Below are 25,493 nucleotides of genomic sequence, written 5' to 3'. Positions count from 1 at the left end.
ACTATGTATTTCAGCCGTATTATTTTAAGTGTGTGCTTAGCGTTAACTACATGCTCTGTTGCTGCTATTGAATTAACTGACTCGCTGCACAGCCTAGTACTTGATGCAAAACAAGTGCTAATACTTGATAACACGGCTGATTTTGCTCCAACTGCAGTATCAGATGTTGAGACAGAGCGGTTAGGGCCAAATAGCATTGCCGTTTATGCCCCAGAAAATGCAGGGTTTTATAACCTAGTATTGAGCAACAATATTACCCTCAAACAGGTACTCGTTATAGTAAAAAAGCCATTCAATGCCAACAATAAGCAGTTGAATAATTACCAAATAGGCCTATACCCTGCACCTTATAAAGGCTACACACAATACAGTGCGCCAAACGGGTTTATAGAAATTTTTGAGAAAGACCTAACACGCCAGCTGACTCCTCATGTGCAAGTTAAAAATGTAATTTGTAAGCAAGTGAGTGGCTTTCCAAAGTATCTTTATGTCAACAACGATGGCTTGTTGATGCTCGAAGAGCTGCTCACGTTTGTACAAAATGAAGGGATTAAAGTAAGCAAATTTGCCTTTATCAGCGGCTATAGAACCCCCCATTACAATCGCTCAATTGGTAATGGTAAACACAGCCGACACCAATATGGCGATGCCTTTGACCTTTATATAGACGAAGATGGTGATGGCCGAATGGACGATTTAAATGGCGATGGTAAACTAACGATTGCTGATGTTGATGTGCTTTATAAGGCGTTCGAAAAATTTCAAAAACACAGTCGCTATACTGGCGGTATTGGCCGCTATAAACCCGCCTCCCACCACGGTGGTTTTGTTCACATAGATAATCGTGGATTTACCGCTAGGTGGTAATTGCAAGCTCCATATAACCCTTGAATAAATATTATCCAATTGCATTATTACTGCTTGATTGGTAAGTTGTTGTGATTAATGGAAATACTACAATAACAAAAAGGGAATTATGCGCTTTATCCTCTGCATTTTTTATATTTCAGTCCTCAGTGGTTGTCAGAGTTTTATTGCTTATCAAATCACTCAACCTGTACAAGAGATATCTTACGGTGGCCCTGACGACCCAATGTTGAATACCGTTTACGAAGGCATACCTCACAAAACATGTAACACTACACATGAATGTTTAGCAGGTAGAATATTTTCCCATAATGATTTAATCGAATATTTTGAGCAAGGTGAACAATTTGGCATAACTTTTCAACTTAAATCAAAAGAGGAAATGGAAACATTTGAAACAACTTTGACCTCTATAAATGGTGCCAAACAGAAAAACGATTCAGCGATTATAGTATTCCCAGGTTATGGTGTGAGTAGTTTGATTTATAGTTTTCAAGCTCGTTGGCTAAGCCATTTTACTGGCAAAGATGTCATCCTAATGCCTGCGAGCAATCAGTATAGTGAATTCAAATTTGGTTTAAACAGTCTTGATGTACTAAAGCATTTTTTAAATACCAACCAATACCAACAAATTGATATTTTAAGTTATTCAATGGGCAGTATTGCTGCTATGCAACTTGCAAAGCAAATGCCTAATGTAAATCAACAAATAATGGTTGCACCAATTGTGCATTTTAACACTGCATTAATGTCGGTAGCTAAAAATTATCACCCATCCTTAAGCTACTTTGTCGAAGATGATGATTTTAAAAACGCAGCAAAAGATGTAATTCAAGACAGTGGTATTGATGAGTCACAGCTTGATTTAATCGCCCTACTGAACGGCAAACAATCAGCTAATAGAACAACACTCTACGTTAGTAACGCAGACCCAATAAGCCCCGCTGGTTATTGGCTAGCACTTCAAAATAAGAGTGTATCTGTTGTGCATTACAGTAATTTAGACCACACCAGAATGGTAAGCCTTATCAACCAAGCCATGCGCAATGAGGTTTTACACCGATTAATGTAACCAACAAATAACAAGGACAGCAATGAACATATTCTTTAAGAAATTAAGATTGCTTGTAGTTTTTTATTTACTCGCAATTTCAAGCCTCGCATATAGCCAAAACATGCAAGCGGAGATGGCTGACTTTATTAATGGCTTTCATAACTTCAAGCAGTTTAATGGCAATGTGTTAGTTGCAAAAGATGGAAAAGTACTATTTGAACAAAGCGTTGGCTATGCAAACTTTGAATGGGATTTAAAGCATAGTGATAAAAGTAAATTTAGAATTGGTTCAATTACCAAACAATTTACCGCCATGCTAATCCTACAATTGGCACAAGATGGTAAACTTAAACTCGATGATCACCTTGCAACATATCTCCCTGATTACAGACAAGATATAGCCACTAAAATTACCCTTCGCCAAATACTTAATCACACCTCTGGTCTTGGAAATTATACTCAGGCAAAATCGTTTCGTGATGAGTTCAGCCGAAACCCTTACAGTGTTGATGAATTTATTCGCTTGCTATGTAGTGATGATCTCATGTTCGAACCCGGCACTGAATTTCGTTATAGCAATTCTGGCTACTTTATTTTGGGTGCGGTAATCGAAAAGGTAACAGGTCAAAAATATCAAGACGTATTACAGAAGAATATTTTAGATCCACTCGATATGAAGGATACAGGCTATGATTCTCACAATAAAATCATTAAATTTCGCGTATCGGGTTACGACAATGGCCTAGCAGGTTATAGCAATACTGATTATTTAGATATGTCTATCCCGTATGCTGCTGGGTCTATGTACTCAACAGCACGAGATTTACTAAAATGGGATCAAGCTCTCTACACGGATAAGTTATTGAACAAAGAGTATAAGAAGCAGATGTATCACGTTTCTGAGCAAAGAAATTATGCGCTTGGTTGGGAAGTAACAAACCTTGATAAAAGCACCTACGGAAAACCCCTAACACGTATTCAACATGGCGGTGGTATCAATGGTTTTAATGCATTTATAAGTAGAATAATCGAAGACAAATTACTGGTTATCATTTTAAATAATACAGGTGGTGCGCCACTCACCCCCATGACTAATGGCTTACTTGCAATCTACTATGGCAAACCCTACGAAAATGCGACAGAGCATGTAGATAGTAAACTTTATAACGTATTTAAACGTGAAGGTATTGCTGGACTGAAGAATACCTATCAGCAAATGGTGAGTGAGGGTAATACGCCTAGAGAAAGGTCGCTAAACTACTTTGGCTATGAATTGATGCAGATGAATGAGCTAGACGCGGCAATAACAGTGTTTGAACTCAATAATCAATCTTATCCAAAATCAGCAAATACATTTGACAGTTTAGGTGAAGCATATTTAGCAGCTGGTGATAAACAAAAAGCATTAACAAGTTACAAAAGTGCGTTAAAACTTAATCCTGACAGTGAAAGTGCTAAACAGGCAATTGAGAAATTAAAATAATTAAAGGCCACAAATAGTGGCCTCACTTTTTTACTTTCAGCTTAAAGCTTTTAACACGCCTGTTTTTGCGTTGCTTGGATATAAGCAACTAAATCTTCAATCGAAACAACGGGCATGTTGTGCTCACTGGCAAACTTGCTTACTTCCGGCAAGCGAGCCATTGAACCATCTGGATTCGTTAATTCACAAATAACACCAAACGGTGTTAAACCAGCTAACTGCATTAAATCAACCGATGCCTCAGTATGGCCACGGCGAACTAATACACCACCCGTTTGTGCACGCAGTCCAAACACATGTCCTGGGCGAGATAAATCTTCAGGCTTTGCATTGTCTGCTGTTGCCGCTTTAATGGTGGTTACACGATCAGCTGCTGAAACGCCGGTTGTCACGCCCGTTTTAGCTTCAATGGTCACTGTATACGCTGTTTTGTTCTGGCTGGTGTTATGCTCAACCATTTGTGGTAAATCAAGCTGTTTAACACGCTCATCGCCCATGCAAAGACACACAATACCGCTACCTTCACGGATCATCATGGCCATTTGCTCTGTGGTCAGGTGCTGTGCTGAATACACAAAATCACCTTCGTTTTCACGGTTTTCGTCATCTACTACAAGTACGCCTTCACCTTGCTGCAAGGCAGCAATAGCACGTTCAACGCGTTCAAGTGGTTCGCCAAATTGGCTGAGTAAAGAAGACTGAATCATCATTTTTAATACCTATTAAATTAAATATGAAAAGATTCAGGACATTGAAAGGCACAGCAAAAAAGACCACCCGCAGGCAGCCAATTACTGTTTTATAGATTTTCTACATCATCTTTCTCTTTCATCCGGACTATCACCGTCGGCTCTGGCCTCTCACCAGATCTGCTGACCTTTAACCGAAGTTAAAGCGCTCGCGGGCTCACTTAAATTCAAAGTATACCGCCGGTGGGGAATTTCACCCCGCCCTGAGAATGTTGCTTAATCAATAAGATGAAAAAGCTCAGCTATTCTATACCTAAAATAATTAGTTATCGAGTACCCGCTTATCTAATATGCCTTTTTCAATCAGTTGATTGAGGATCGCCTTGGTTTTTTCTCGGCATATATCACGCACTAGACGAACCGCGGGTGTAATGGATTGTCGACTTGGGCATATAAGCCAAAGCTCTGCACATAAGTGAGGATAATTTTGCATCACTGGCACTACCCGCCCACTTAATAAATCATCACTGATATCAATACATGATTTAACCGCTAGGCCTTTACCAGCCACACACCAACGCCTTACCAAATCGCCATCATTAGAAGCTCGACGGCCTTGCATTTTCACCTTAAAACGCTCGGTTCCATCGGTAAATTCCCAGACATTATTGATGATATCTTGCAGTTGATAAAATAGGCCTTGATACTGATTTAATTCATCTGGATGTGTCGGCGCGCCATGTTCGGCAATGTATTCTGGGGTTGCACATAACAGCCGCGGAACATTACAAATTTTAAAGCCATATAAATTTGAGTCGGATGGCGAGCCATACCTAAGTGCAAAATCAACGGAGTCTCGATAAAAGTCGACATTACTATCGCTAATATGCGGGCGCATACTCAGCTTTGGATACTCATCAAGCAACTCATCTAACCAAGGAATAATAATATTACGGCCTAAGTCTGAAGATAATGCGACTCTTAGCTCCCCTTCGATTTCATCATGCTCACCTTTTAACGCGAGTGTCGCTTGCTCAAGCATCAGCACCGCTTGCTGACACTGAGGCAAAAAGCGCTCTCCTGCCGCAGATAAACGCAAATGACGAGTAGTACGAACAAATAACTCAGCACCCAGCGCTGCTTCAACACGTTTAATAGCAGCGCTGGCGGTAGCGGCTCGCATGTCTAATTTGGCTGCCGCAGTTGTAATGCTACGAAACTCAGCAACCTTGAGGATTAATTTGAGATCTTCAACCAACATATTAACTAAAAATTTTTGATAATGTTTATTCGATTATGCGCTTTATCGCAAAGTATGCAAAGCGTAAACTGCACCTAATTGTTATACATGCGGGAGCAAATCATGACACACCCAATCATTTCTGACTTACAACGCCGTTATACAAGTAAACGTTACGACGCTTCAAAACAAATTAGCCAAGCAGACTTAGCTGTGATTTTAGAAGCATTACGCTTATCGCCATCGTCTATTAATTCTCAGCCATGGAAATTTGTGGTAATTGAATCAGAGCAAGGTAAACAGCGTTTGCATGATAGTTTTGCAAATAAGTTTCAGTTTAATCAAGTTCATGCAAAAGCGGCATCACACACCATTTTATTTGCTTATAACCCAAGCTATAAACGTGATGATTATGAAAAAGTAATTGATGCCGATATTGCTAACGGTCGTACAAAAGCAGAAAACAAAGAGCAAGCATTTGGCGCATTCGCCTTTGTTGATTTAAATACTGATGAGCAAGGTGTTAACGCCGCTTGGACTAAAGCTCAAACCTACATTGCATTAGGTAATACTATGCATACAGTGGCTCGTTTAGGTTTAGATTCAACACCGATGGAAGGTGTCGATAAAGACTTGCTCGGTGAGCTATTCGCTGATGAGTTAGATGGTTATGTATGTGAGGTGGCACTCGCTATTGGTTATCACGAGCCAGAGCAAGATTATAATGCTGCATTACCAAAATCACGTTTAGATAAAGATGCGGTGATTACTGTAGTTTAAAGCCTAAAGATTATGCAGGCTTGGCCTGCATAATTGTTATTTTAGGTCAGTCTTCACAACCACATTACTCGCCATACCTTCACACAAATCTGCTGTTATTGTGGCAACAGCTCCATTTATTAGTGCTAAATTTGGGGCTACGTGGCCAATGTCGGCATCAACGATAACTGGGAATAAATTACCTTTAAATGCGAGCTCTATTGCTTGGTATTCATCAAAGTAGCAGTCGTTATTAATTGCAGGGCTGCGGCCAAATACCACCGCATTTACATCAGTAAAAACATTATTCAACTTTAACGATAACAAACAACGTGCAAGGGCCATCGGACTAAGCTCTGCATTTTCTAGGTATAAAATTAACCCCTCAGGCGCATACTGCTTTTTAAATTCATGCAATGAATAGTAATTTGAGGGTAACAACAGACCTAACGTATCTAAACAGCCGCCAATTAAGCGCCCAGACACTTCAATTTGGCGTTTATCTTTATAGTTAATACAGCGCCATTGGCTTGGAGCGGTATAGTCAAATTGAGCCTCAGGCTTAGCTTTATAATCAATAGGTTTTTGCTGATAAAAAGGCGACGCGACTTGATGCAGTTGCTGTTTTTCTTCAAGTGACATGGCACTGAATATATTTGCTAAATAAACATCGGGATCGTCAGGATGAATTTGCATTAAATTTGCAGCGTGCAAGGTTGCCCAGCCACAACGAGTTGTTAATGCACATGCAAACGTGCTGATATCTGAAAAGCCAACCAACCATTTAGGCCTTGCTTTACTTATGGCATTGAAATCCAGAAGAGGTAAAATTTCCATGGTGAGGTCGCCCCCCCATGGCGGCATGATGGCTGCGATTGAATCATCAGTTAAATACTGCATTAGCTCATCAGCACGTTGCTTTGCACTGTTGTGTGACTGACGTAAGCAGGCACCTTCAATAACAGTAAAACCTTTGGCTGTTAAGCCATTAAGTACTATGTCTAAGCGCTCATGAAAGGCTTTATCAACACCAGATGAAAAAGCACATATGGCTATTTTATCACCTAGCTCAAGCGGTTTAGGATACTGAATTTTCGCCATTATTACTCCTTCATTACGACTGTCTTGTAGCCAACGTACCGAATAAATTCACGCCTGTAAACAGGCATAAAAAAACCGCAGTATGAACTGCGGTTTTTCTCAATGCTTGGTTAAGCTACTAAATATACTCAACTTCAATGATTTCGTACTCTACTTCACCGTTTGGTGTTTTAATGATAACGGCATCATCTACCTCTTTACCAATTAAACCACGCGCGATTGGTGAGTTAACAGAGATCAGATTGTTTTTGATATCTGCTTCGTCATCGCCTACGATTCGGTATTTTACTTCAGCATCGGTTTCAACATTAACGATAGTAACCGTTGTGCCAAAAATAACTTTACCTGTATTAGGCATTTTAGTTACATCAATGATTTGCACATTTGAAAGCTTCGCTTCAATTTCTTGAATACGGCCTTCGCAGAAACCTTGTTGCTCACGAGCAGCATGGTATTCAGCGTTTTCTTTCAAATCACCGTGCTCACGTGCTTCAGCGATATCAGCAACGATTTTTGGACGGGTAACTGTTTTTAATTCGTTAAGTTCTTCGCGCAGTAATGCTGCACCACGAACTGTCATCGGAATTGATTGCATATTATTCTCACTTAATCCCAAGGGCGATTGCCTCGCCCTTGGCACATTTCCTTAGTTCATTCGCTGATGTAGTTCCTGAACTGACGTCACCTTGCTACGGTCGTCTGCTTGGTTTGCAGTACAGTTAGCAAATGCCGCGTTCAGAGTCGTTGTGTAGTTAGTCTTATGCTGTAACGCACCACGACGTAACACCTTCGAATCTTCAATCGCTTGGCGGCCTTCAGTAGTGTTTACAATGTAGCTGTATTCACCATTTTTAATTCTATCAAGAATATGAGGACGACCTTCGTATACTTTATTCACGCGACGAACTGCAATGCCTGCTTCTTCAAGTGCTTTTGCAGTGCCACCTGTCGCATCTAGCTCGAAACCAAGATCAGTCATGGTTTTAGCTAGTTCAACGATACGTGGTTTGTCACTGTTGCGTACCGATAGTAACGCGCGACCACCGCGTGGTAAAGTGTTGCTTGCACCTAATTGTGCTTTAGCGAATGCTTCGGCGAAAGTTTCACCAACACCCATTACCTCACCCGTTGAGCGCATTTCTGGGCCACGGATTGGGTCAACACCTTGGAACTTAGCAAATGGCAGTACCACTTCTTTTACGCTGTAGTAAGGAGGGATTACTTCTTTTGTAATACCTTGGCTTGCTAGCGACTGACCCGCCATACAACGTGCCGCTACTTTAGCAAGTGCGATACCTGTCGCTTTAGAAACAAACGGTACTGTACGCGCAGCACGTGGGTTGACTTCGATTAAGTAAACTTTACCGTCTTTCACAGCAAACTGTGTATTCATTAGACCTACTACGCCAAGCTCTAGTGCCATATCTGTCACTTGCTTACGCATTACGTCTTGTACTTCAGCAGTTAGTGAGTGAGCTGGTAATGAACACGCTGAGTCACCTGAGTGAACACCTGCTTGCTCAATGTGCTCCATGATACCACCGATGATTACTTGCTCACCGTCACAGATAGCATCAACGTCAACTTCGATTGCGTTATCTAAGAAGTGGTCAAGTAGTACAGGCGCTTCATTTGACGCTGATACTGCTTCAGTCATGTAACGACGTAAATCGTCTTCATCATAAACCACTTCCATCGCGCGACCACCTAGTACGTACGAAGGACGTACAACCAGTGGGAAGCCAATTTCAGCAGACTTAACAATCGCTTCTTCCATTGAAGTTACTGTTGCATTCTCTGGCTGAAGAAGGTTTAGACGCTCAACAAGTTGTTGGAAACGCTCACGGTCTTCTGCACGGTCGATTGCATCAGGTGAAGTACCAATAACTGGCACACCATTCGCTTCAAGTTCACGAGCAAGTTTCAGTGGTGTTTGACCACCGTACTGAACGATAACACCTTTTGGCTTTTCAACGCGTACGATTTCTAGTACATCTTCTAGCGTGATTGGCTCGAAGAATAAACGATCAGATGTATCGTAGTCAGTTGAAACAGTTTCAGGGTTACAGTTAACCATGATTGTTTCGTAGCCGTCTTCACGTAAAGCTAATGCTGCGTGAACACAGCAGTAATCGAATTCAATACCTTGACCGATACGGTTAGGGCCACCACCGATTACCATGATTTTATCTTTGTCAGATGGGTTCGCTTCACACTCTTCATCATAAGTTGAGTACATGTAAGCTGTGTCTGAGCTAAATTCGGCAGCACAGGTATCAACGCGCTTGTAAACAGGCACGATATCTAACTGGTGACGCTTCTTACGAATTTCTGCTTCAGAGACACCGGCAATTTCTGCGATACGCGCATCAGCGAAACCTTTACGCTTAAGCTTACGTAAGAACTCAGCATTTAAACCAGCCATACCAACTTCGCTGATTGTTGCTTCGTCTTTTAAGATGTCTTCGATTTGTACTAGGTACCAAGGGTCAATCTTAGTTAGTTCGAAAACTTCTTCTACGCTCATTCCGTGACGCATTGCATCTGCTACATACCAAATACGCTCAGCACCTGGCTCACGTAATTCACGGATGATTTTTTCTTTCGCTTTCGGATCATCAAGGGCAACAATTGGGTTGAAGCCCGTTGCGCCTACTTCAAGGCCACGTAATGCTTTATGCAGTGACTCTTGTTGGTTACGACCAATTGCCATAACTTCACCCACAGATTTCATCTGTGTTGTTAGGCGGTCGTTTGAACCTGCGAATTTTTCGAAGTTAAAACGTGGGATCTTAGTAACAACGTAGTCGATTGACGGCTCGAAAGACGCTGGTGTTTTACCGCCAGTGATGTCGTTTTGTAGCTCATCAAGCGTGTAACCTACAGCTAGTTTTGCTGCGATTTTCGCAATTGGGAAGCCCGTTGCTTTTGATGCGAGTGCAGACGAACGAGATACACGAGGGTTCATCTCGATGATAACCATACGGCCATCAACTGGATTCACACCAAACTGTACGTTTGAACCACCTGTTTCAACACCGATTTCACGAAGTACCGCCATCGATGCATTACGCATGATTTGGTATTCTTTATCAGTTAGTGTTTGCGCTGGTGCAACCGTGATTGAGTCACCTGTGTGAACACCCATAGGATCAAAGTTTTCGATAGAACATACGATGATACAGTTGTCGTTTTTGTCACGAACAACTTCCATTTCGTACTCTTTCCAACCGATTAATGATTCATCGATTAAAAGTTCATTTGTTGGTGATAAATCTAAACCACGCTCACAAATTTCATCAAATTCTTCTTGGTTGTATGCAACACCACCACCGGTACCACCCATAGTGAATGATGGACGAATGATACATGGGAAACCGATGCGGCTAAGTACATCGTGTGCTTCTTCCATTGAGTGAGCGATTTCTGCACGCGGACACTCAAGACCAATGTTCTTCATTGCTACGTCAAAACGCTCACGGTTTTCAGCTTTATCGATTGCATCAGCAGTTGCACCGATTAGCTCAACACCGTGTTTTGCCAGTACGCCGTGCTTATCTAAATCAAGCGCACAGTTTAATGCTGTTTGACCACCCATAGTAGGCAGTACTGCATCTGGCTTTTCTTTTTCAATGATTTTCTCTACCACTTCCCAGTGAATTGGTTCGATGTACGTCGCATCCGCCATTTCAGGGTCAGTCATGATAGTTGCAGGGTTCGAGTTTACAAGAATTACTCGAAAGCCTTCTTCTCGTAGTGCTTTACACGCTTGTGCACCAGAGTAGTCAAATTCACAAGCTTGACCGATTACGATCGGGCCTGCGCCTAAGATAAGAATGCTTTTTATGTCGGTACGTTTTGGCATTGTTACTCCGGTTAAATTAGTTAGAACGTGCTTGCATCAAATCGATGAAGTGGTCAAATAATGGCGCCGCATCATGTGGGCCTGGGCTTGCTTCAGGGTGACCTTGGAAGCTAAATGCAGGCTTATCTGTGCGGTGAATACCTTGTAGCGTGCCATCGAATAATGATACGTGAGTTGCACGTAAATTCGCTGGTAATGTTGCTTCGTCAGCTGCGAAACCGTGGTTTTGCGCTGTGATCATTACAACATTGCGGTCAAGGTCTTTAACTGGGTGGTTACCACCGTGGTGACCAAACTTCATTTTCACCGTTTGTGCACCTGAAGCAAGTGCAAGTAATTGGTGACCTAAACAGATACCAAAAATTGGCGTGTCTGTTTCTAGGAAAGTTTTAATTGCTTCAATCGCGTATGTACACGGCTCAGGGTCGCCTGGGCCATTTGATAAGAAGATACCGTCTGGGTTTAATGCCAGTACGTCTTCTGCAGATGTTTGTGCAGGAACAACAGTTAATTTACAACCGCGGTCAACTAACATACGTAAGATATTACGTTTAACACCGAAGTCATAAGCAACAACGTGGAACTTCTCGTCTGCTGCTTCTAGCGTTTTAAAGCCTGAACCTAACGTCCAGCTTGATTCGCGCCACTCAAAATTTTCCTTGGTTGAGACAACTTTTGCTAAATCCATGCCTTTTAAGCCTGGGAAGGCTTGCGCAGCTTCAAGCGCTTTATTCTCATCTAACTCGTCGCCTGCAATGATACAACCATTTTGAGCGCCTTTATCACGTAAGATACGTGTTAATTTACGAGTGTCGATGTCAGCAATACCTAAGATATTGCGTTCTTTTAAGTAATCACTTAACGATTGCTCGTTACGGAAATTACTTGCTAGCAGTGGCAAATCACGGATCACTAGGCCTTTAGCCCAGATTTGACCCGCTTCTTCGTCTTCGCTGTTAGTACCCGTATTACCGATATGTGGGTACGTCAAAGTTACGATTTGTTCCGCGTATGAAGGGTCAGTCAAAATTTCTTGATAACCAGTCATAGACGTATTGAATACTACTTCACCGACTGACATGCCGTCAGCGCCGATTGCAGTACCGCGAAACACTGTGCCGTCTTCTAGGACTAACAGAGCGGATTTAGTCAAGTTAACCTCCTAACAGTAAAAAACGGGAGTAAAGTCATTTGCTCTACTGCCCGTTTATAGCGATTGGAAACACGCATTTATGAATTTTTGGCAAATTGGCGCTATTCTACAGTAAATTAACTTTCAGATCTAACCTTAATTAATAAAATAGTAAAAATAAGCGTTATTAACTAAAAATTCACTGAAACTGCCAAAAAAGAAACTAAACTACTTCAAGTCAAGCACATCTTGCATGTCATAAAGTCCTGCTGGTTTATTTTTCAACCAGCCCGCAGCTCTTACAGCACCTAATGCGAAGGTCATTCTTGAACTTGCTTTATGAGTTAATTCTAGCCTTTCGCCAGAAGTTGCGAAATATGCGGTGTGTTCACCTACTATATCTCCGCCTCTCATGACTGAATAACCGATTTCATTTTGTGATTTTGCGTGTTCGTCATTGCTTCTATCAAAACGCGCGACTTCATCATGCTGCCAACCTTTTGCCTCGGCAATTGCCTCACCAATTGCCAATGCAGTTCCTGATGGTGCATCGATTTTATGACGATGATGAGCTTCAAATATTTCGATATCCATATCATCGCCAAACTTCACAGCCGCAGTCTGCACTAAGTTAAGCAGTAAATTCACACCTACGCTATAGTTGCGGGCAAAAACAATCGGAATGTGTTTCGCCGCATCATTAAGCGCATCAAGATCATCTTGGTTAAGGCCCGTAGTACCAATTACCATGGCGATATTTTTTTCGACCGCTGTTTTTAGGTGGTTGCGCATTCCTGCTGGTAAGGTGAAATCAATCAATACATCAGCATCTTTTATGTCGGTTTCTTTACTAAATGTTATAGCTGCTGATGCAGCGCTGTTTAATTGATTAACCGCTATATCTAAAAGTGGCGAATTCTCGCGTACGTACGCGCCCGTTAATGTTGCGTCATCTTTTTTTGAGACAGCTTCTAAAAGTGCAAGCCCCATGCGGCCGTTTGCGCCAAATACACCTATGCGGTTCATATAGTTACCTTATCTATTCTTCTTAGCTGGCTGGATTTTATCGAAAACTCATGTAATAGTCAGGTTAGCTTATAAAAAATACAGAGCTAATTTTAGATTTATTAATAGAACAACAATAATAACAGATAGTCTTTGCATTTAGCCATCTATACATTTAAACTTCTTCCTTTGCGCCGATTTGGTCTTTGGCTTGCGGGCGCTGTTGTTGTCTTTTAGACACAACTAAATACAGCTAAAAGAAGTGTTTGGCTGTGTTATTGGTTATCTAACGAGGAATATGATGCAGCCATCATTTAATAAAACAAAAGCAAAACTTTCTTTGCTGCCGCTTTTGGTGTTTGTCGGCTTATTTTTAGGCGCTGGCTTATACTTACAGTCTCAAGGTGTCGATTACGCCTTCTATCAATTGCCTGCCCCTGTGGCAATTTTACCTGCCATCATGCTGGCGTTTATCTTAAACAAAAATACCATCAACCACAGTGTTGAAACCTTTATTAAAGGTGCGGGCCATAGCAACATCATCACTATGTGTTTGATTTATCTGCTTGCCGGTGCGTTTTCTGCGGTTGCTGGTGCAACCGGTGGTGTTGATGCCGTTGTTAATGCGGGTTTATCACTTATTCCGCCCGCTTTATTACTACCAGGGTTATTTCTAATTGCTGCGGTAGTGTCAACTGCAATGGGTACTTCAATGGGTACTATCGGTGCGATTGGCCCGATTGCTTATGCTGTCGCTCAAAAAACAGGCATAGATCCATCACTGATGGCAGGCACGATTGTATCGGGTGCCATGTTTGGTGATAACTTATCAATCATCTCTGACACAACTATTGCTGCAACCCGCACGCAGGGCTGTGAAATGAAAGATAAATTCCGTGAGAACTTAAAAATCGCCTTACCTGCTGCGGCATTAACTATCGGCTTGTTATTCTTCTTAACGCCTGCTGCAGAAGCTGTAGAGACACAAGACTTCGATATTTTATTAGTGTTACCTTATGCCTTTATCTTAGTGCTAGCGGTAATGGGCTTTAACGTATTCGTGGTGCTGTTTAGCGGTATAATATTCGCTGCACTTATGGGCTTTACTGGCAGCTATGAAGGTGCAAGCTTTGTAAAAGATGTTTATAAAGGCTTTACTGATATGCAGGAGATTTTCTTGCTATCGATGTTTATTGGCGGCCTTTCAGAGTTTATCCGTATTAATGGTGGTCTTGATTATATTGCTAACAAAATTCAAGCAATTACAAAAATCATTGCAAAATGGCACCGTAAAGTAGCTGATCAATTAGGTATTGCGGCACTGGTTATGACTAGTAACTTATGTATTGCCAATAATACCGTGTCTATTATTGTTGCAGGCCCAATTGCTAAAAAATTAGCAGATGATGGTGAAATTACAGGAAAGCGTTCAGCAAGCTTACTTGATATTTTTGCTTGTGTAACGCAAGGCTCATTGCCGTATGGCGCACAAGCACTTCTACTCGGCGCAACCTTCAAAATTAGCCCATGGGAAGTCTCTACCTCTTCTTACTACTGCTTTATTCTTGCCTTTACTGCCGTTGCAGTAATTTGCTTACGCCGAAATAAAGCATAAGTTAAATAATTTTTCTCAAGATACGCCCAAATATGGGCGTATCTGCTATAATCCAACCTTTGTATCCCCCTTTACACCATCAATATTGAGATATGAACTTGAAAAAGATCCTTTCTGTTGCTGCGCTTTGTGCAGTAAGTACTTCGAGCTATGCCGCTAATTGGAGCTCTACGCAATTACACGTTAATAACGGTGAACACAAAAACCCGTTTTCATTAACTAAGTCAAATACCACGGTTGTATCACTACAGCATGCGTCTGGTTATGACTATGGCGACAACTTCTTTTTTATTGATTACAGCAATGACGACCGTCAAGATGGCTATCAAGATAAAGACTTTTACGGCGAGTGGTATTCAACATTTAGCTTATCAAAAATCTCTGGCAGTGATTTTTCATACGGCGCAATTGCTGATGTAGGTTTAACGGCAGGTTTTAATGCCGCAGGCGACTCTAAAGTTCTTAAGTATTTACCAGGTGTAAAGCTTAGCTGGCAAGCACCGGGCTTTAGCTTTTTATCTACTTTATTTACCGCTTACATCGATGACAGTGAAGGCGTAGCACGCGGTGGTGCACCAACTGAAACAAACAGCTGGATGATTGATGTTGCTTGGGGCTACCCATTTACTATTGGCTCACAAAAGTTCAACGTAACGGGCCACGTAGAATACATTGCTGAGCGTGAAAATGAATTTGGCGAAGACGTTAAAGCGTGGATTTTAGCGCAGCCAATCATTACGTGGGATTTAGGTCATGCAATGAGCATGAAGGAAAACACCTTACTGCTAGGCCTTGAGTGGCAATACTGGCACAACAAGCTAGGTACAGACACAACTGAGTCAGTACCACAACTTCACGTTGAGTGGACGTTTTAAACAGTCTAAAAAACTGCGAAATAGCTAATTATTTCGCAGTTTAGTATTCGTAAATAAATTTTTAGTAATACAAATTTTATAGGCAGTCTAACGAAAAGTAGTCATCTAAAATTTCGACTTTTAGCTGCGGAAAATGCTTGGTCAGTGCATCATATGCGTCTGGCTCAGATTTTTTCCGTTCAAATACTGCCCGCATGTGCTGAGGTTTAACTTCCACACCTTGGCTCTTAAAATAGTTTATAAATGCTGTATTGTCTTTCTTTTCTTGGGCACTAATATCACCAAAGAATAATGACATATTTGAATAGTTTTTTATAAAAAAATAAAACGGGTCTAGCTCTGTATCTCGGTCAAATTCAACTTCTGGGTAAGCACTGCTAAGTTTGGAAAATGGTTCAAATATTCCATTACTGGCAAATTCATTTAAAATCCCTTTAACATACTCTGGCTTTTCAAAAGGTATACTATCAAGCCAAATGGTATACCCTTTTAATTTAGCTAACCCCGAAAACAATGCCAAGTCACCATCTGACGGTTTAAACCCGGCATTACTAAGCTTCGTTATAATTTCCTGCTTACTTAATGAAGTTGCCTTTAAATAATCACGAGCTAGGATGACCCCCAACACTGAATTAGTTTCAGGTAGTAATTCAGGTAATTCTAAAGTCATTAAATCAAGCTCTTCAATTGAGATACCTTGATTAGCTACCGTTTGGTTGATCAACTGATTTGTGCGAGTAAACTGGCTTTTTATAGTTGGCAAATTTTCTGGCTGCCGGTTACGTTCACAAAAGCTAAATTCAGGTGATGATCTTACCAAGTCAGTAAATGAATCTCTTGTATAGATATCTAGATCATCTAAGCTGAATTGACGTTCTTCAAGCCACTGCTTTGTTGCATTGCATTTATCTAAACTACGTGCTTCAGCTTCTGTCAATTCATCTGCTTTAATATTTAATTGCAATATAGGTTCTGGCTTTGCCAAATCAGTTGCTGAGATTAAGTTAACATTAATACCTTTATCACTTAATTTTTTCACCGCTATTTTAATCTCTTTATTATTAAAAAGCGGATGACTAATATCCTGATAGTAAATATCTTTTTCAGTAACCCCAGACAACTCCAAAAAATGTCGGTAAGTTTGCGGATCGTCAATTTCATAGCCTTCATTACCAATAATACTAAGAAGCGAAGTTGCAGCTTCATTATCAAAAATAACCTCTGAAAATGCCAAACCCGGGTATTGTTGTAACAACATAATTGCTGCTGGAATTCTTTTTTTTGTGACTAAATGGCTTAAAACGGATTGTAATGGAGAAATATGTCTATTATTGAGTATGTCATAAGGGAACTGTGAAAAAATTCGTTCAATCTCATTAACAACTTCAACAGGTGAAGTATTCGTGGATGTAGCTTTTAAAGTAAGCGCCTTAGAAGGTAATCCTTGCCAAATTTCATCTAATGACTCGGAATAATCAACTACTTTTTTTATAGGTGAATTTTCTTTATTGACGAAAGTATATTGATCTAGGAATTGCTGGTTATTTGGAAGTAATTTTATACTAGGCATTAGCTTTGTTACAGCTTCATGTATTATTGCTTTCTTATACCAAACTTGTGCCGGCGACCAACTTGAAGTAGACCATATCGCATTTGCTACTTGCTCTGCAGTGTAGCCATTTTTAAAGGCGTTTGATGCGACTAGCTCAATATCATCATAATAGTCATTTTGGAGACGATTTTGTTTGCTCCTTAAATCTATACACTGCTGTTGATCAGGTGTATTTGTTGGAAACGAGCGTTTAGTATAAGTTTTTTTTAATGTGGTGCTTTGAGGCTTTTCGGAGTTTTGTGGTAAAGAACGTATAACTGTCGATGTATTAACAGCTTTTTTGGATTTATTAGCTACATCCTTCTCAGTTTTCAATACATAGTAAGTGGTAGCCATAGCTAGCATAGCAGCGATAGCCAATAAAGTTATTCGTTTCATCCTTGATAACCTATTTGGTTTAATTTAAAAAGGCTAAAAATAGTTTTTAGCCTTTTTAAAAGCGTAATCAGTAGTGTAGGTTTACAGTTTACACTGTGGGGTTTTGCCTTTTGCTTTGGCAGCTTGCTGGGATTTTAATGCATCCGACATGTGCTTTTGAAGCTCTTTGATGCGGTTACCCGGTGCTGGGTGAGTCGACATGAACTCAGGTGTACCGCTACTACCAGCTGCACTCATATTTTGCCAAAGCGACACTGATTGCTCTGGGTTAAACCCTGCTTTTGCCATTAAATCTAAGCCAACAATATCTGCTTCTGATTCATGTGAGCGGCTAAATGGTAAAACAACACCATACTGCGCGCCTAAGCCTAAGGCTTGCATAATTTCGCCGCGATATTGCACATTACCCATATCAAGCGCTGCACCACCAACTTGCAGACCTGTTTGTAACAGTGCGTTTTGTGATACACGCTCATTAGAGTGCTCAGCAATAACGTGTGCAACTTCGTGACCTAGTACCGTTGCCAACTGATCTTGATTTACAGCAACTTTTAATAAACCTGTATGAACGCCAATATAACCCCCCGGTAATGCAAATGCGTTTGCTGAGTCTTCTTCAAACACAACAACTTCCCAAGACTGCTTTGCATACTCATTAGGTAAAACGGCAATAACATCATCGGCAATACATTTCACATAAGCATTGACGCCAGGGTCGGTATTAACAGGCTGTGTTTTTTTCATTTCAGCAAAGCTTGCTTGACCCATTTGGCTCATTTGTTGGTCTGAATAAAGCGCGATTTGTGTACGCCCTGTTGGAGAGGTTTTACAGCCAGCTAAAACAGCGGAGGCTAACACTGCCATGATTAACTTTTTCATACTAGTCCTTCAAATACTTAGTGCAATTGTGGCTAATATAGCAAAGCATTGCTTAATTTTATATGAAAATGAACAATCACCCGCTCTGTTGTTATCATTTAGTTAATTCTTTTACTTAGCAGGCAAACTAAGTTCACCACAGTGACTCACACTGCTACAATAGTGACCTAATGTTTGATGAATGAGTAAACAATGCCTTCCCCTGAGACTTTAAATAAACGCATTTTATTACCTTTACTGGCAAGTATTGTCGCGATTACGCCTTTAGCAATTGATTTATATTTACCGGCAATGTTGGTGATTGCCAACGACTTGCAAACTACCATGCCAAATGTACAAATATCACTCAGTATTTATTTGGCGGGTTATGCCTTGGGTATGTTGTTTTTTGGCCCGATAGCCGATGAACTTGGTAGGCGATTACTCGCAAAGGTGGGTTTAGCGCTATTTGGCATCAGCTCATTAGCACTGGCATTTTGTACTAACATCGAATTATTTTGGTCTTTAAGAGCCGTGCAAGCATTCACAGGTGCCGCTGCGACAGTCGTAGTGCCGGGTATTATTCGCCATATTTACCGAGAGAACACCGCCAAAGGCATGTCTTATGTATCGATGATCATGATGGTTGCCCCCTTAATTGCCCCTACTCTAGGCTCATTGATCATGGGAGTTTCAACATGGCAGGTTATTTTCATCGCATTAGCTGCTTACAGTTTTGCCATTTTAGCTTTGGTGCAAATTCATTTAATCGATATTCCAATCTTTAAAAGTCAGCAACGTGGCTTGGCACTGTTCTTTAATAGTTATAAAACGGTATTTTCCCGTCGGAGTGCCCTTGCCGATATTGCCAGTTCAATGTTTGCCTCATTCGCATTCTTTTGCTTTTTAACATCGGTACCTTATGTATATCTCGATTTCTTCAAAGTAGATGAGCAATTGTTCGGTGTGTTATTCGCCTTTAACGTGCTGGCTTTAATGTTCGGTAACTTTATGAATACACGTTTAGTGCCGCGCTTAGGTTCTCGTAAACTGTTATTTATTGGGCTAGGTATTGGCTTTGTGTCTGGTGGGGCATTGTTGTTATTCAGTGTGATGCATTTATCGCTGTATTTTATCGTTGCCACCATCGCACCATTGATGATGAGCTTGGGTATTGTCGCCAGTAATGCAGACTCATTAATACTTATGCAATTTGAGGAAAAGTCAGGGACTGCAACAGCTGTTATTGGTACCCTGAGATTCGGCAGTGGCGCTTTAGTTGGGCCTATCCTTGCTTTTGTTCAACCACAAAGTGCCATTCCATTTTCTGCGATGATGTTCAGTGCACTCATACTTATCTTACTCGTGCAGCTTTGGCATCGGAAACGATACCAAACGAGTTAAATACTTAACATAATTGGTAAAAAAAATGCCTGTAATTAACAGGCATTTTTTATATCTCTTTAAAACTTATTCAGCTTCTTTTGATACCATAACCATTGCAGGGCGTAATAAACGGCCATTTAATGTATAACCTTTCTGCATTACTGCAAGAACAGTATTAGGCGCTACATCATTGCTTGGCTGAATTGACATTGCTTGATGGAATTCAGGGTTAAATTGTTCACCCTGTGGGTTAACAATTTCAACACCGAATTTTGATACCGCATCATTAAAGCTCTTAACAGTCATTTCGATACCTTCAAGCACAGGCTTAAGCTGCTCATTTTCTTTATCAGAAAACTCAATCGCACGCTCTAGGTTATCGATAACAGGTAGTAATTCGTTAGCAAACTTTTCAAGTGCAAACTTATGCGCTTTTTCTACATCTTGAGCGGCACGACGACGCATGTTCTCAACATCTGCAGCAGCACGAACAACACTGTCTTTTTGATCGTTGATCGTTTGTTTAGCCGCTTCTAATTCGCTGTGTAGTAGTGCGATTTCAGCTTCAGGGCTCATTTCTTCGCCGTCAACTTGTTCAGCCGCTTTTTCTGCAGCTTCTACTTCAGCTTGCATTTGTTCAAATTCTTCGTTTAGTTCAACTTCTTGCTCTGGTGATTTTGTCTGCTCAGACATAGCTTACATGCTCCAATTCTTTACAACTGCGGTAATTATGGGGATTGAATTAAAAGATTCAAGAGGCTGATGAGCCGATTAACTTAAATTCTTGGATGATTGCTTCTATTTGCGCTGATTTTGGACAAATTACGCAAAATCGGCTCTGGTATTCATGGTTATTAAAATAAGGAACGCTGATCACCATCAACTCATTACAGTCGGTAAATGGCAATTGCTCTGTGTTTAACACCGATATCCCATTTTTAAATGCGAGTTTATCTTCAACAAAATTTAAAAACGATACACCAATGTTTAAACTGGTTTGGCAATCAACTTGGCGGTAAAGGTAGTTTTCACCTACCACAATGCTGTTGTCTGAGCCGAGCTTTTGACTTAATTGCCGAGTCCATTGTGTTAAAGAGTCATGGCAATTATGTGGTGCAGTGCCCGCCATTGCCTGCATTCGATATAAGCCTTCCATTAAGGTTTGCTGGCTAAATACAGTGTTAAGCCAAGTTGCAAACTGGTAACGAACGGCATCGGATGAATCTGCTGGTTTACTAATACAAATATTATGGCTTTGCCCTGCTCTATCTATCAGTAGAATAAGCCAATTGCTACCATCAAAATCAAGCACCTCTACTCGAAATACTAGCTGTGAGCTGACTTGAGGTAAGCCCACACAACAACACACTTTATAGCGCTGACTCAAACCATGGGCGAGCTCAACTAATTGTGCTTGCTCTGGCTGCCAATATGTTGCGATTTCAGGCAGAGCAAAAAACTCAGTAAGCCAATAATCAAACCCAGCATTGGTAGGTACGCGGCCAGCTGAAGTATGCGGTGAATAGAGTAAGCCCACTTTTTCTAGCCGAGCCATTGCATTGCGCACAGTCGCTGAGCATACCGCCATGCCTTTTTGTTTGGCAATACGGGTAGAGGCAACAGGCTGACCTTCACCGTTACAGTAAAGGCTCATTACAGCTGAAAAAATTTGTTGGTCACGCGGATTTAATTTCATAATTTATACATCTTGGTACTTGCCTGTGGATATTTGGGCGCAGCAAGTTTATTTCAAGTTATTTTCAAAGCATTAATTTTTAATGTAATCTAGCGATATGAAAGTTTAAGTGCAAATAACATGGATTCACCGTTTAAAACCATAGGTTTAATTGGCAAACCTAATCACAGCGGGGCAGCTACCACACTTGCTCGCCTGCACACATTTTTGCGAGCCTTAGGTTTTGAAGTGCTAGTAGAACAGCGCACCGGCCGCCAACTTGAAGACCTTCCCCAAGAAAACCTAGTTAAATTGGTAGATTTAGGTGAACGTGCAGACTTAGCCATAGTCGTCGGGGGTGATGGCAATATGCTTGGCGCAGCAAGAGTTTTAGCGCGTTTTGATGTTGCCGTAATTGGTGTAAACCGTGGCAACTTAGGCTTTTTAACCGACTTAAACCCAGAAGGTTTCGAAGCTAGCCTTGAACAAGTGCTAAGTGGCCAGTTCCTCGAAGAAAAGCGCTTCCTGCTTGAAGTTGAAGTATATCGTCACGCCGAACTTAAAAGTGCAAACTTGGCAGTGAATGAAGCAGTACTTCATGCCGATAAAGTGGCTCATATGATTGAGTTTGAAGCATTTATTAATAACGACTTTGTATTCTCGCAACGCTCAGACGGTTTAATTGTCTCAACACCGACCGGCTCAACTGCTTATTCATTATCTGGTGGCGGGCCTATTTTGACCCCTGAGTTAAACGCGATATCACTTGTGCCTATGTTCCCGCATACTCTATCAAGCCGCCCTCTGGTGGTTGATGCCGATAACGAAGTACGCTTAAAGCTTAGTCTTGAAAATACCGACAGCCTGCAAGTGAGCTGCGATAGTCATGTGGTTTTAGCTGTATTACCTGGTGACGAAGTGGTGATAAAAAAAGCAGATAAGCGTCTACGCTTGATCCACCCTAAAGAATACTCTTACTACAATGTATTAAGGAAAAAGTTGAACTGGGGAAGCCGCTTATTTTAAGCGGCTTTTTTATCTCAATTGATTGCCAAGGCAGATTGAATAGCGCAAAATAATCAAACTTAATGCTGTACTTTTTTAAGGATTCTAAGGCGAAATGAGCTATATCGTTTTTCTTGCTCTGTTATTACTTATCACCTTGCTAGGTTGTTACTGGATGGTTGAGAGCAACCGTCGTAAGGCTATTGAAGCTGAAAAAAAACGTTTTAATCAACGAGTAAAAGAAATCAATAATGATTTTAAAGACAAGTTAATTGATTTCAGCGAAGGGAAAATCATTCGTCCGAAGAACATCTCGCGTTTGAGCATGATCACTAGCAATTACTTTGTAGTGCAAGCCCACAATGAAGAAAACCTCGTTTATCTTGAGTACATCAGCGATCTACTTATAAATACAATCATGATGGAAGCCAGTAAAGCACAGAGTCCAGAGCATATTGATCAGCTTGCAGACAGATTACAGTATTTTATGGCCGAACTTCCTTATAATGGCATTGAATACAACAAAGCCTTTTACCAAGAAACCCTACCATCACTCATTGAAGTAATTAAATATCAGCCCCCCACCGATTTACAAGACGATCAGTCGCCAGCCCAGAGCACACAAGCGCCAGATGATTCGACTCAAATAACTCAGCAGTCAGAATTAAGCAAAGCATAAAAATTTAATTTGCAAAACCCGAAAACACTGTATAAATTAACAGTTAATTAGCTGGATGGATAAACAGTATGTTAATCGGGTTAGAAATTAAAAATTTTGCCATTGTAAGTAATTTAAGTACTGAGTGGCACAGTGGTATGACAGCCATTACAGGTGAAACAGGCGCAGGTAAATCAATTGCAATTGATGCCCTCTCTTTATGCTTAGGTGAACGTGCAGATGCTGGTGCCGTTCGCCCTGGTACTGATCGTGCAGAAATATGTGCACAGTTTGATATAAGCCAACTCCCTCTTGCCCAACACTTTTTAGAGCAACATTTGCTTTCAAACAACGAAGGTGAATGTTTACTACGCCGTGTTATTTGCAAAAATGGCCGTAGCAAAAGCTATATCAATGGCAGCTCAGTTACCGCTGCACAATTAAAAGAGTTAGGTCAGTATTTAATTTCTATCCATGGACAACACGCCCATCAGCATTTATTAAAAGCTGAACATCAGTTACATCTGCTTGATGCCTATGCTGGCCACAATAAGCTATTAACTGATGTTAAAGAGCGCTACAAAGCTTACCAAGCATTACTCAAAGAATTTAACCAGCTTGAACAACAACAGCAGCAACAGGCAGCTCAAAAGCAATTACTTGAGTATCAAGTAGCCGAACTTGATGAATTTGCTCTGCAACCGGGTGAGTTTGAAGAGATTGAAACTGAGCATCATAAACTAAGCCATAGCCAAACAATCTTAGAATCATGTCAGCGTGAGTTACAACTCTTATACGAAAGCGATGAGCAAAGTGCATGTTCATTGTTGCAGCATAGTGCTCAACAATTTGCAGAGCTAGCAAGCTACGATGAAAGCTTATCTAGCATAGCATCTCTACTGAGTGAAGCTGCCGTTCAAGTTGAAGAAGCAAGCCGCGAGATACGCAGTTATGTTGATGTTACCGACTTAGACCCCGCTCGCTTAGACGAAGTTGAAACTCGTTTAACCGGTGCTATGGACCTTGCCCGTAAACATCACATCAAACCAGAGGAGCTCGTTGAGTTTCACCAATCAATCGCAGAAGAATTAGCATCAATTAGTTATAACAGCGACCGCCTTGTTGCACTTGAAAACGAAATCAGCGATGCCCTTGAGCAATATAAGCATGCCGCTCAATTGTTGAGTGAAAGCCGTCATAGCTACGCAGATACGCTTAACCAGTTAATTAGTGATAGCATGGCGAATTTATCGATGGAAAACGGCAAGTTTGCGATTGATATTCAACAAACTAGCGATAAAGCACCAAGTGCAATGGGTTTTGATACTGTATCGTTCTTGGTATCGACCAACCCGGGTCAACCGATGCAAGCACTGTCTAAAGTGGCTTCTGGTGGTGAGTTATCGCGGATTAGTTTAGCTATTCAGGTAATTATTGCTCAGCGTGTTACAACGCCGACTCTTATTTTCGATGAAGTTGATGTGGGTATTTCAGGCCCTACTGCTTCTGCAGTCGGCAAGCTATTGCGCCAATTAGGTAAATCGACCCAAGTTATTTGTGTAACTCACTTGCCACAGGTTGCAAGTTCTGGACATCAACAATTTTTTGTAGCCAAAGAAATTGCAAACGGCGAAACATTTACGCATATGAATAAACTGTCAAAAGATGGCCGTATCGATGAAATTGCCCGACTACTTGCTGGCGACAACATTAGTAAAATGGCAAGAGCGAATGCTAAAGAACTTATTAGCGCACATGCATAAGTAAATAATTAATACTGTTGAGAGTTTAAGTTGGTTAGATTTTAGAAATGAATATTAAAAATATGTTTACCGCTTTAGTGCTTGGCTTGATTGCACTGAGTTCAAGTCATTCACAGGGGGCAACAACTGATTCAGCTTATCAAAGTGCGCAATTAATCGTTACTATATTTGAATGTATTTTAATTGCCCTCCCAACTGCCGGATTATTTTTGGTTGTTTGGAGTCGCTGGAAACATTTACGTTTTAAGCAGTTGCTACAAACTGCGTTAAATTCATCGTTAGTTTTAATGCTAATTAGCATGTTAACAATTAATCAATTAACACATGACTTTTCGTCATGGTTAATAATATTAGCAATCAGCCATACATTGCTTGTTGGTGTTAATTATTTACTTGTTAAGCAGCACACTAATAGAGTGAAAAGCACCCTCACAGGCTGTTGGTAAAAAATCATAGTTAAATATAAAAATCGC

22 protein-coding genes and 1 riboswitch are annotated in these 25,493 nt (G+C 40.9%); of the genes, 11 read left to right on the top strand and 11 right to left on the bottom strand.

Annotation, left to right across the window (positions count from 1 at the left end):
• Positions 1-3: 3 nt before the first annotated feature.
• The 3 genes from KQP93_RS07465 (at position 4) to KQP93_RS07455 (ending at position 3,404) form a co-directional block, all read left to right on the top strand.
• A complete protein-coding gene (locus tag KQP93_RS07465; RefSeq protein ID WP_217876512.1) occupies positions 4-867 on the top strand; it encodes a D-Ala-D-Ala carboxypeptidase family metallohydrolase in 864 nt (287 codons plus the stop codon).
• Positions 868-976: 109 nt separating this feature from the next.
• Entirely contained in the window at positions 977-1,939 is a 963-nt protein-coding gene (locus KQP93_RS07460) for an alpha/beta hydrolase (RefSeq protein ID WP_217876511.1), read from the top strand.
• Between the two features lie 22 nt (positions 1,940-1,961).
• Positions 1,962-3,404, top strand: a complete 1,443-nt coding sequence (locus KQP93_RS07455; RefSeq protein WP_217876510.1) for a serine hydrolase domain-containing protein — start codon at positions 1,962-1,964, stop codon at positions 3,402-3,404.
• Between the two features lie 50 nt (positions 3,405-3,454).
• Here the strand turns inward: KQP93_RS07455 and ribB are convergent, their stop codons facing one another.
• Together ribB and KQP93_RS07445 are read right to left on the bottom strand one after the other, a co-directional pair.
• Complete coding sequence (ribB, locus tag KQP93_RS07450; RefSeq protein WP_105180530.1) at positions 3,455-4,108, bottom strand: 3,4-dihydroxy-2-butanone-4-phosphate synthase; 654 nt, start codon at positions 4,106-4,108, stop codon at positions 3,455-3,457.
• 112 nt (positions 4,109-4,220) lie between these two features.
• Positions 4,221-4,368: riboswitch (FMN riboswitch) on the bottom strand.
• A 47-nt stretch (positions 4,369-4,415) separates the two neighbouring features.
• Positions 4,416-5,354: a LysR family transcriptional regulator gene (locus tag KQP93_RS07445; RefSeq protein WP_217876509.1), complete on the bottom strand. Its 939-nt coding sequence runs from the start codon at positions 5,352-5,354 to the stop codon at positions 4,416-4,418.
• Positions 5,355-5,456: 102 nt separating this feature from the next.
• On the opposite strand from KQP93_RS07445, the gene KQP93_RS07440 reads away from it, so the two are divergent.
• Positions 5,457-6,113 (top strand): nitroreductase family protein, encoded by a 657-nt coding sequence (locus KQP93_RS07440; protein WP_217876508.1) that lies wholly within the window; start codon positions 5,457-5,459, stop codon positions 6,111-6,113.
• 36 nt (positions 6,114-6,149) lie between these two features.
• On the opposite strand, the gene KQP93_RS07435 is transcribed toward KQP93_RS07440, so the two are convergent.
• From KQP93_RS07435 to dapB, 5 genes are all read right to left on the bottom strand, one after another.
• Positions 6,150-7,193, bottom strand: a complete 1,044-nt coding sequence (locus tag KQP93_RS07435) for a S66 family peptidase (protein ID WP_217876507.1) — start codon at positions 7,191-7,193, stop codon at positions 6,150-6,152.
• Positions 7,194-7,311: 118 nt separating this feature from the next.
• A complete protein-coding gene (greA, locus tag KQP93_RS07430; protein ID WP_054561700.1) occupies positions 7,312-7,788 on the bottom strand; it encodes a transcription elongation factor GreA in 477 nt (158 codons plus the stop codon).
• A 51-nt stretch (positions 7,789-7,839) separates the two neighbouring features.
• On the bottom strand, positions 7,840-11,058 hold the full coding sequence (gene carB / locus KQP93_RS07425) for a carbamoyl-phosphate synthase large subunit (protein ID WP_217876506.1): 3,219 nt from the start codon (positions 11,056-11,058) through the stop codon (positions 7,840-7,842).
• A 16-nt stretch (positions 11,059-11,074) separates the two neighbouring features.
• A complete protein-coding gene (carA, locus tag KQP93_RS07420; protein WP_055020805.1) occupies positions 11,075-12,211 on the bottom strand; it encodes a glutamine-hydrolyzing carbamoyl-phosphate synthase small subunit in 1,137 nt (378 codons plus the stop codon).
• A gap of 207 nt (positions 12,212-12,418) precedes the next feature.
• Positions 12,419-13,216 carry a 4-hydroxy-tetrahydrodipicolinate reductase gene (gene dapB / locus KQP93_RS07415; RefSeq protein ID WP_217876505.1) on the bottom strand — a complete coding sequence of 266 codons (798 nt, stop codon included), beginning with the start codon at positions 13,214-13,216 and terminating at the stop codon, positions 12,419-12,421.
• 280 nt (positions 13,217-13,496) lie between these two features.
• Between dapB and KQP93_RS07410 the strand changes: the two genes are divergently transcribed.
• The gene (locus KQP93_RS07410; protein WP_054561704.1) at positions 13,497-14,810 is read left to right on the top strand and encodes a Na+/H+ antiporter NhaC family protein; all 1,314 of its coding nucleotides are present in this window, start codon (positions 13,497-13,499) and stop codon (positions 14,808-14,810) included.
• A gap of 92 nt (positions 14,811-14,902) precedes the next feature.
• A complete protein-coding gene (locus KQP93_RS07405; protein ID WP_054561705.1) occupies positions 14,903-15,685 on the top strand; it encodes an outer membrane protein OmpK in 783 nt (260 codons plus the stop codon).
• A gap of 76 nt (positions 15,686-15,761) precedes the next feature.
• Here the strand turns inward: KQP93_RS07405 and KQP93_RS07400 are convergent, their stop codons facing one another.
• Together KQP93_RS07400 and KQP93_RS07395 are read right to left on the bottom strand one after the other, a co-directional pair.
• Entirely contained in the window at positions 15,762-17,675 is a 1,914-nt protein-coding gene (locus KQP93_RS07400; RefSeq protein WP_217876504.1) for a hypothetical protein, read from the bottom strand.
• An 81-nt stretch (positions 17,676-17,756) separates the two neighbouring features.
• On the bottom strand, positions 17,757-18,554 hold the full coding sequence (locus tag KQP93_RS07395) for a M48 family metallopeptidase (protein ID WP_217876503.1): 798 nt from the start codon (positions 18,552-18,554) through the stop codon (positions 17,757-17,759).
• Positions 18,555-18,746: 192 nt separating this feature from the next.
• Here KQP93_RS07395 and KQP93_RS07390 point away from each other — a divergent pair, with 192 nt between their 5' ends.
• The gene (locus tag KQP93_RS07390) at positions 18,747-19,937 is read left to right on the top strand and encodes a Bcr/CflA family efflux MFS transporter (RefSeq protein WP_217876502.1); all 1,191 of its coding nucleotides are present in this window, start codon (positions 18,747-18,749) and stop codon (positions 19,935-19,937) included.
• A gap of 66 nt (positions 19,938-20,003) precedes the next feature.
• On the opposite strand, the gene grpE is transcribed toward KQP93_RS07390, so the two are convergent.
• Positions 20,004-20,612 carry a nucleotide exchange factor GrpE gene (grpE, locus tag KQP93_RS07385; protein ID WP_054551515.1) on the bottom strand — a complete coding sequence of 203 codons (609 nt, stop codon included), beginning with the start codon at positions 20,610-20,612 and terminating at the stop codon, positions 20,004-20,006.
• A gap of 58 nt (positions 20,613-20,670) precedes the next feature.
• Positions 20,671-21,615 (bottom strand): HrcA family transcriptional regulator, encoded by a 945-nt coding sequence (locus KQP93_RS07380; RefSeq protein ID WP_217876501.1) that lies wholly within the window; start codon positions 21,613-21,615, stop codon positions 20,671-20,673.
• Positions 21,616-21,735: 120 nt separating this feature from the next.
• On the opposite strand from KQP93_RS07380, the gene nadK reads away from it, so the two are divergent.
• The 4 genes from nadK (at position 21,736) to KQP93_RS07360 (ending at position 25,466) form a co-directional block, all read left to right on the top strand.
• A complete protein-coding gene (nadK, locus tag KQP93_RS07375) occupies positions 21,736-22,620 on the top strand; it encodes an NAD(+) kinase (protein ID WP_217876500.1) in 885 nt (294 codons plus the stop codon).
• Between the two features lie 94 nt (positions 22,621-22,714).
• A complete protein-coding gene (locus tag KQP93_RS07370; protein ID WP_217876499.1) occupies positions 22,715-23,278 on the top strand; it encodes a hypothetical protein in 564 nt (187 codons plus the stop codon).
• Positions 23,279-23,346: 68 nt separating this feature from the next.
• Entirely contained in the window at positions 23,347-25,020 is a 1,674-nt protein-coding gene (gene recN, locus KQP93_RS07365; protein WP_217876498.1) for a DNA repair protein RecN, read from the top strand.
• A 47-nt stretch (positions 25,021-25,067) separates the two neighbouring features.
• The gene (locus tag KQP93_RS07360; RefSeq protein WP_217876497.1) at positions 25,068-25,466 is read left to right on the top strand and encodes a hypothetical protein; all 399 of its coding nucleotides are present in this window, start codon (positions 25,068-25,070) and stop codon (positions 25,464-25,466) included.
• Positions 25,467-25,493: the final 27 nt, after the last annotated feature.

This window comes from Pseudoalteromonas shioyasakiensis, assembly GCF_019134595.1.
Classification (GTDB): Bacteria; Pseudomonadota; Gammaproteobacteria; order Enterobacterales; family Alteromonadaceae; genus Pseudoalteromonas; species Pseudoalteromonas shioyasakiensis_A.
The sequence above is the reverse complement of the archived record's forward strand: the minus strand, read 5'-3'. Positions and strand labels throughout refer to the sequence as shown.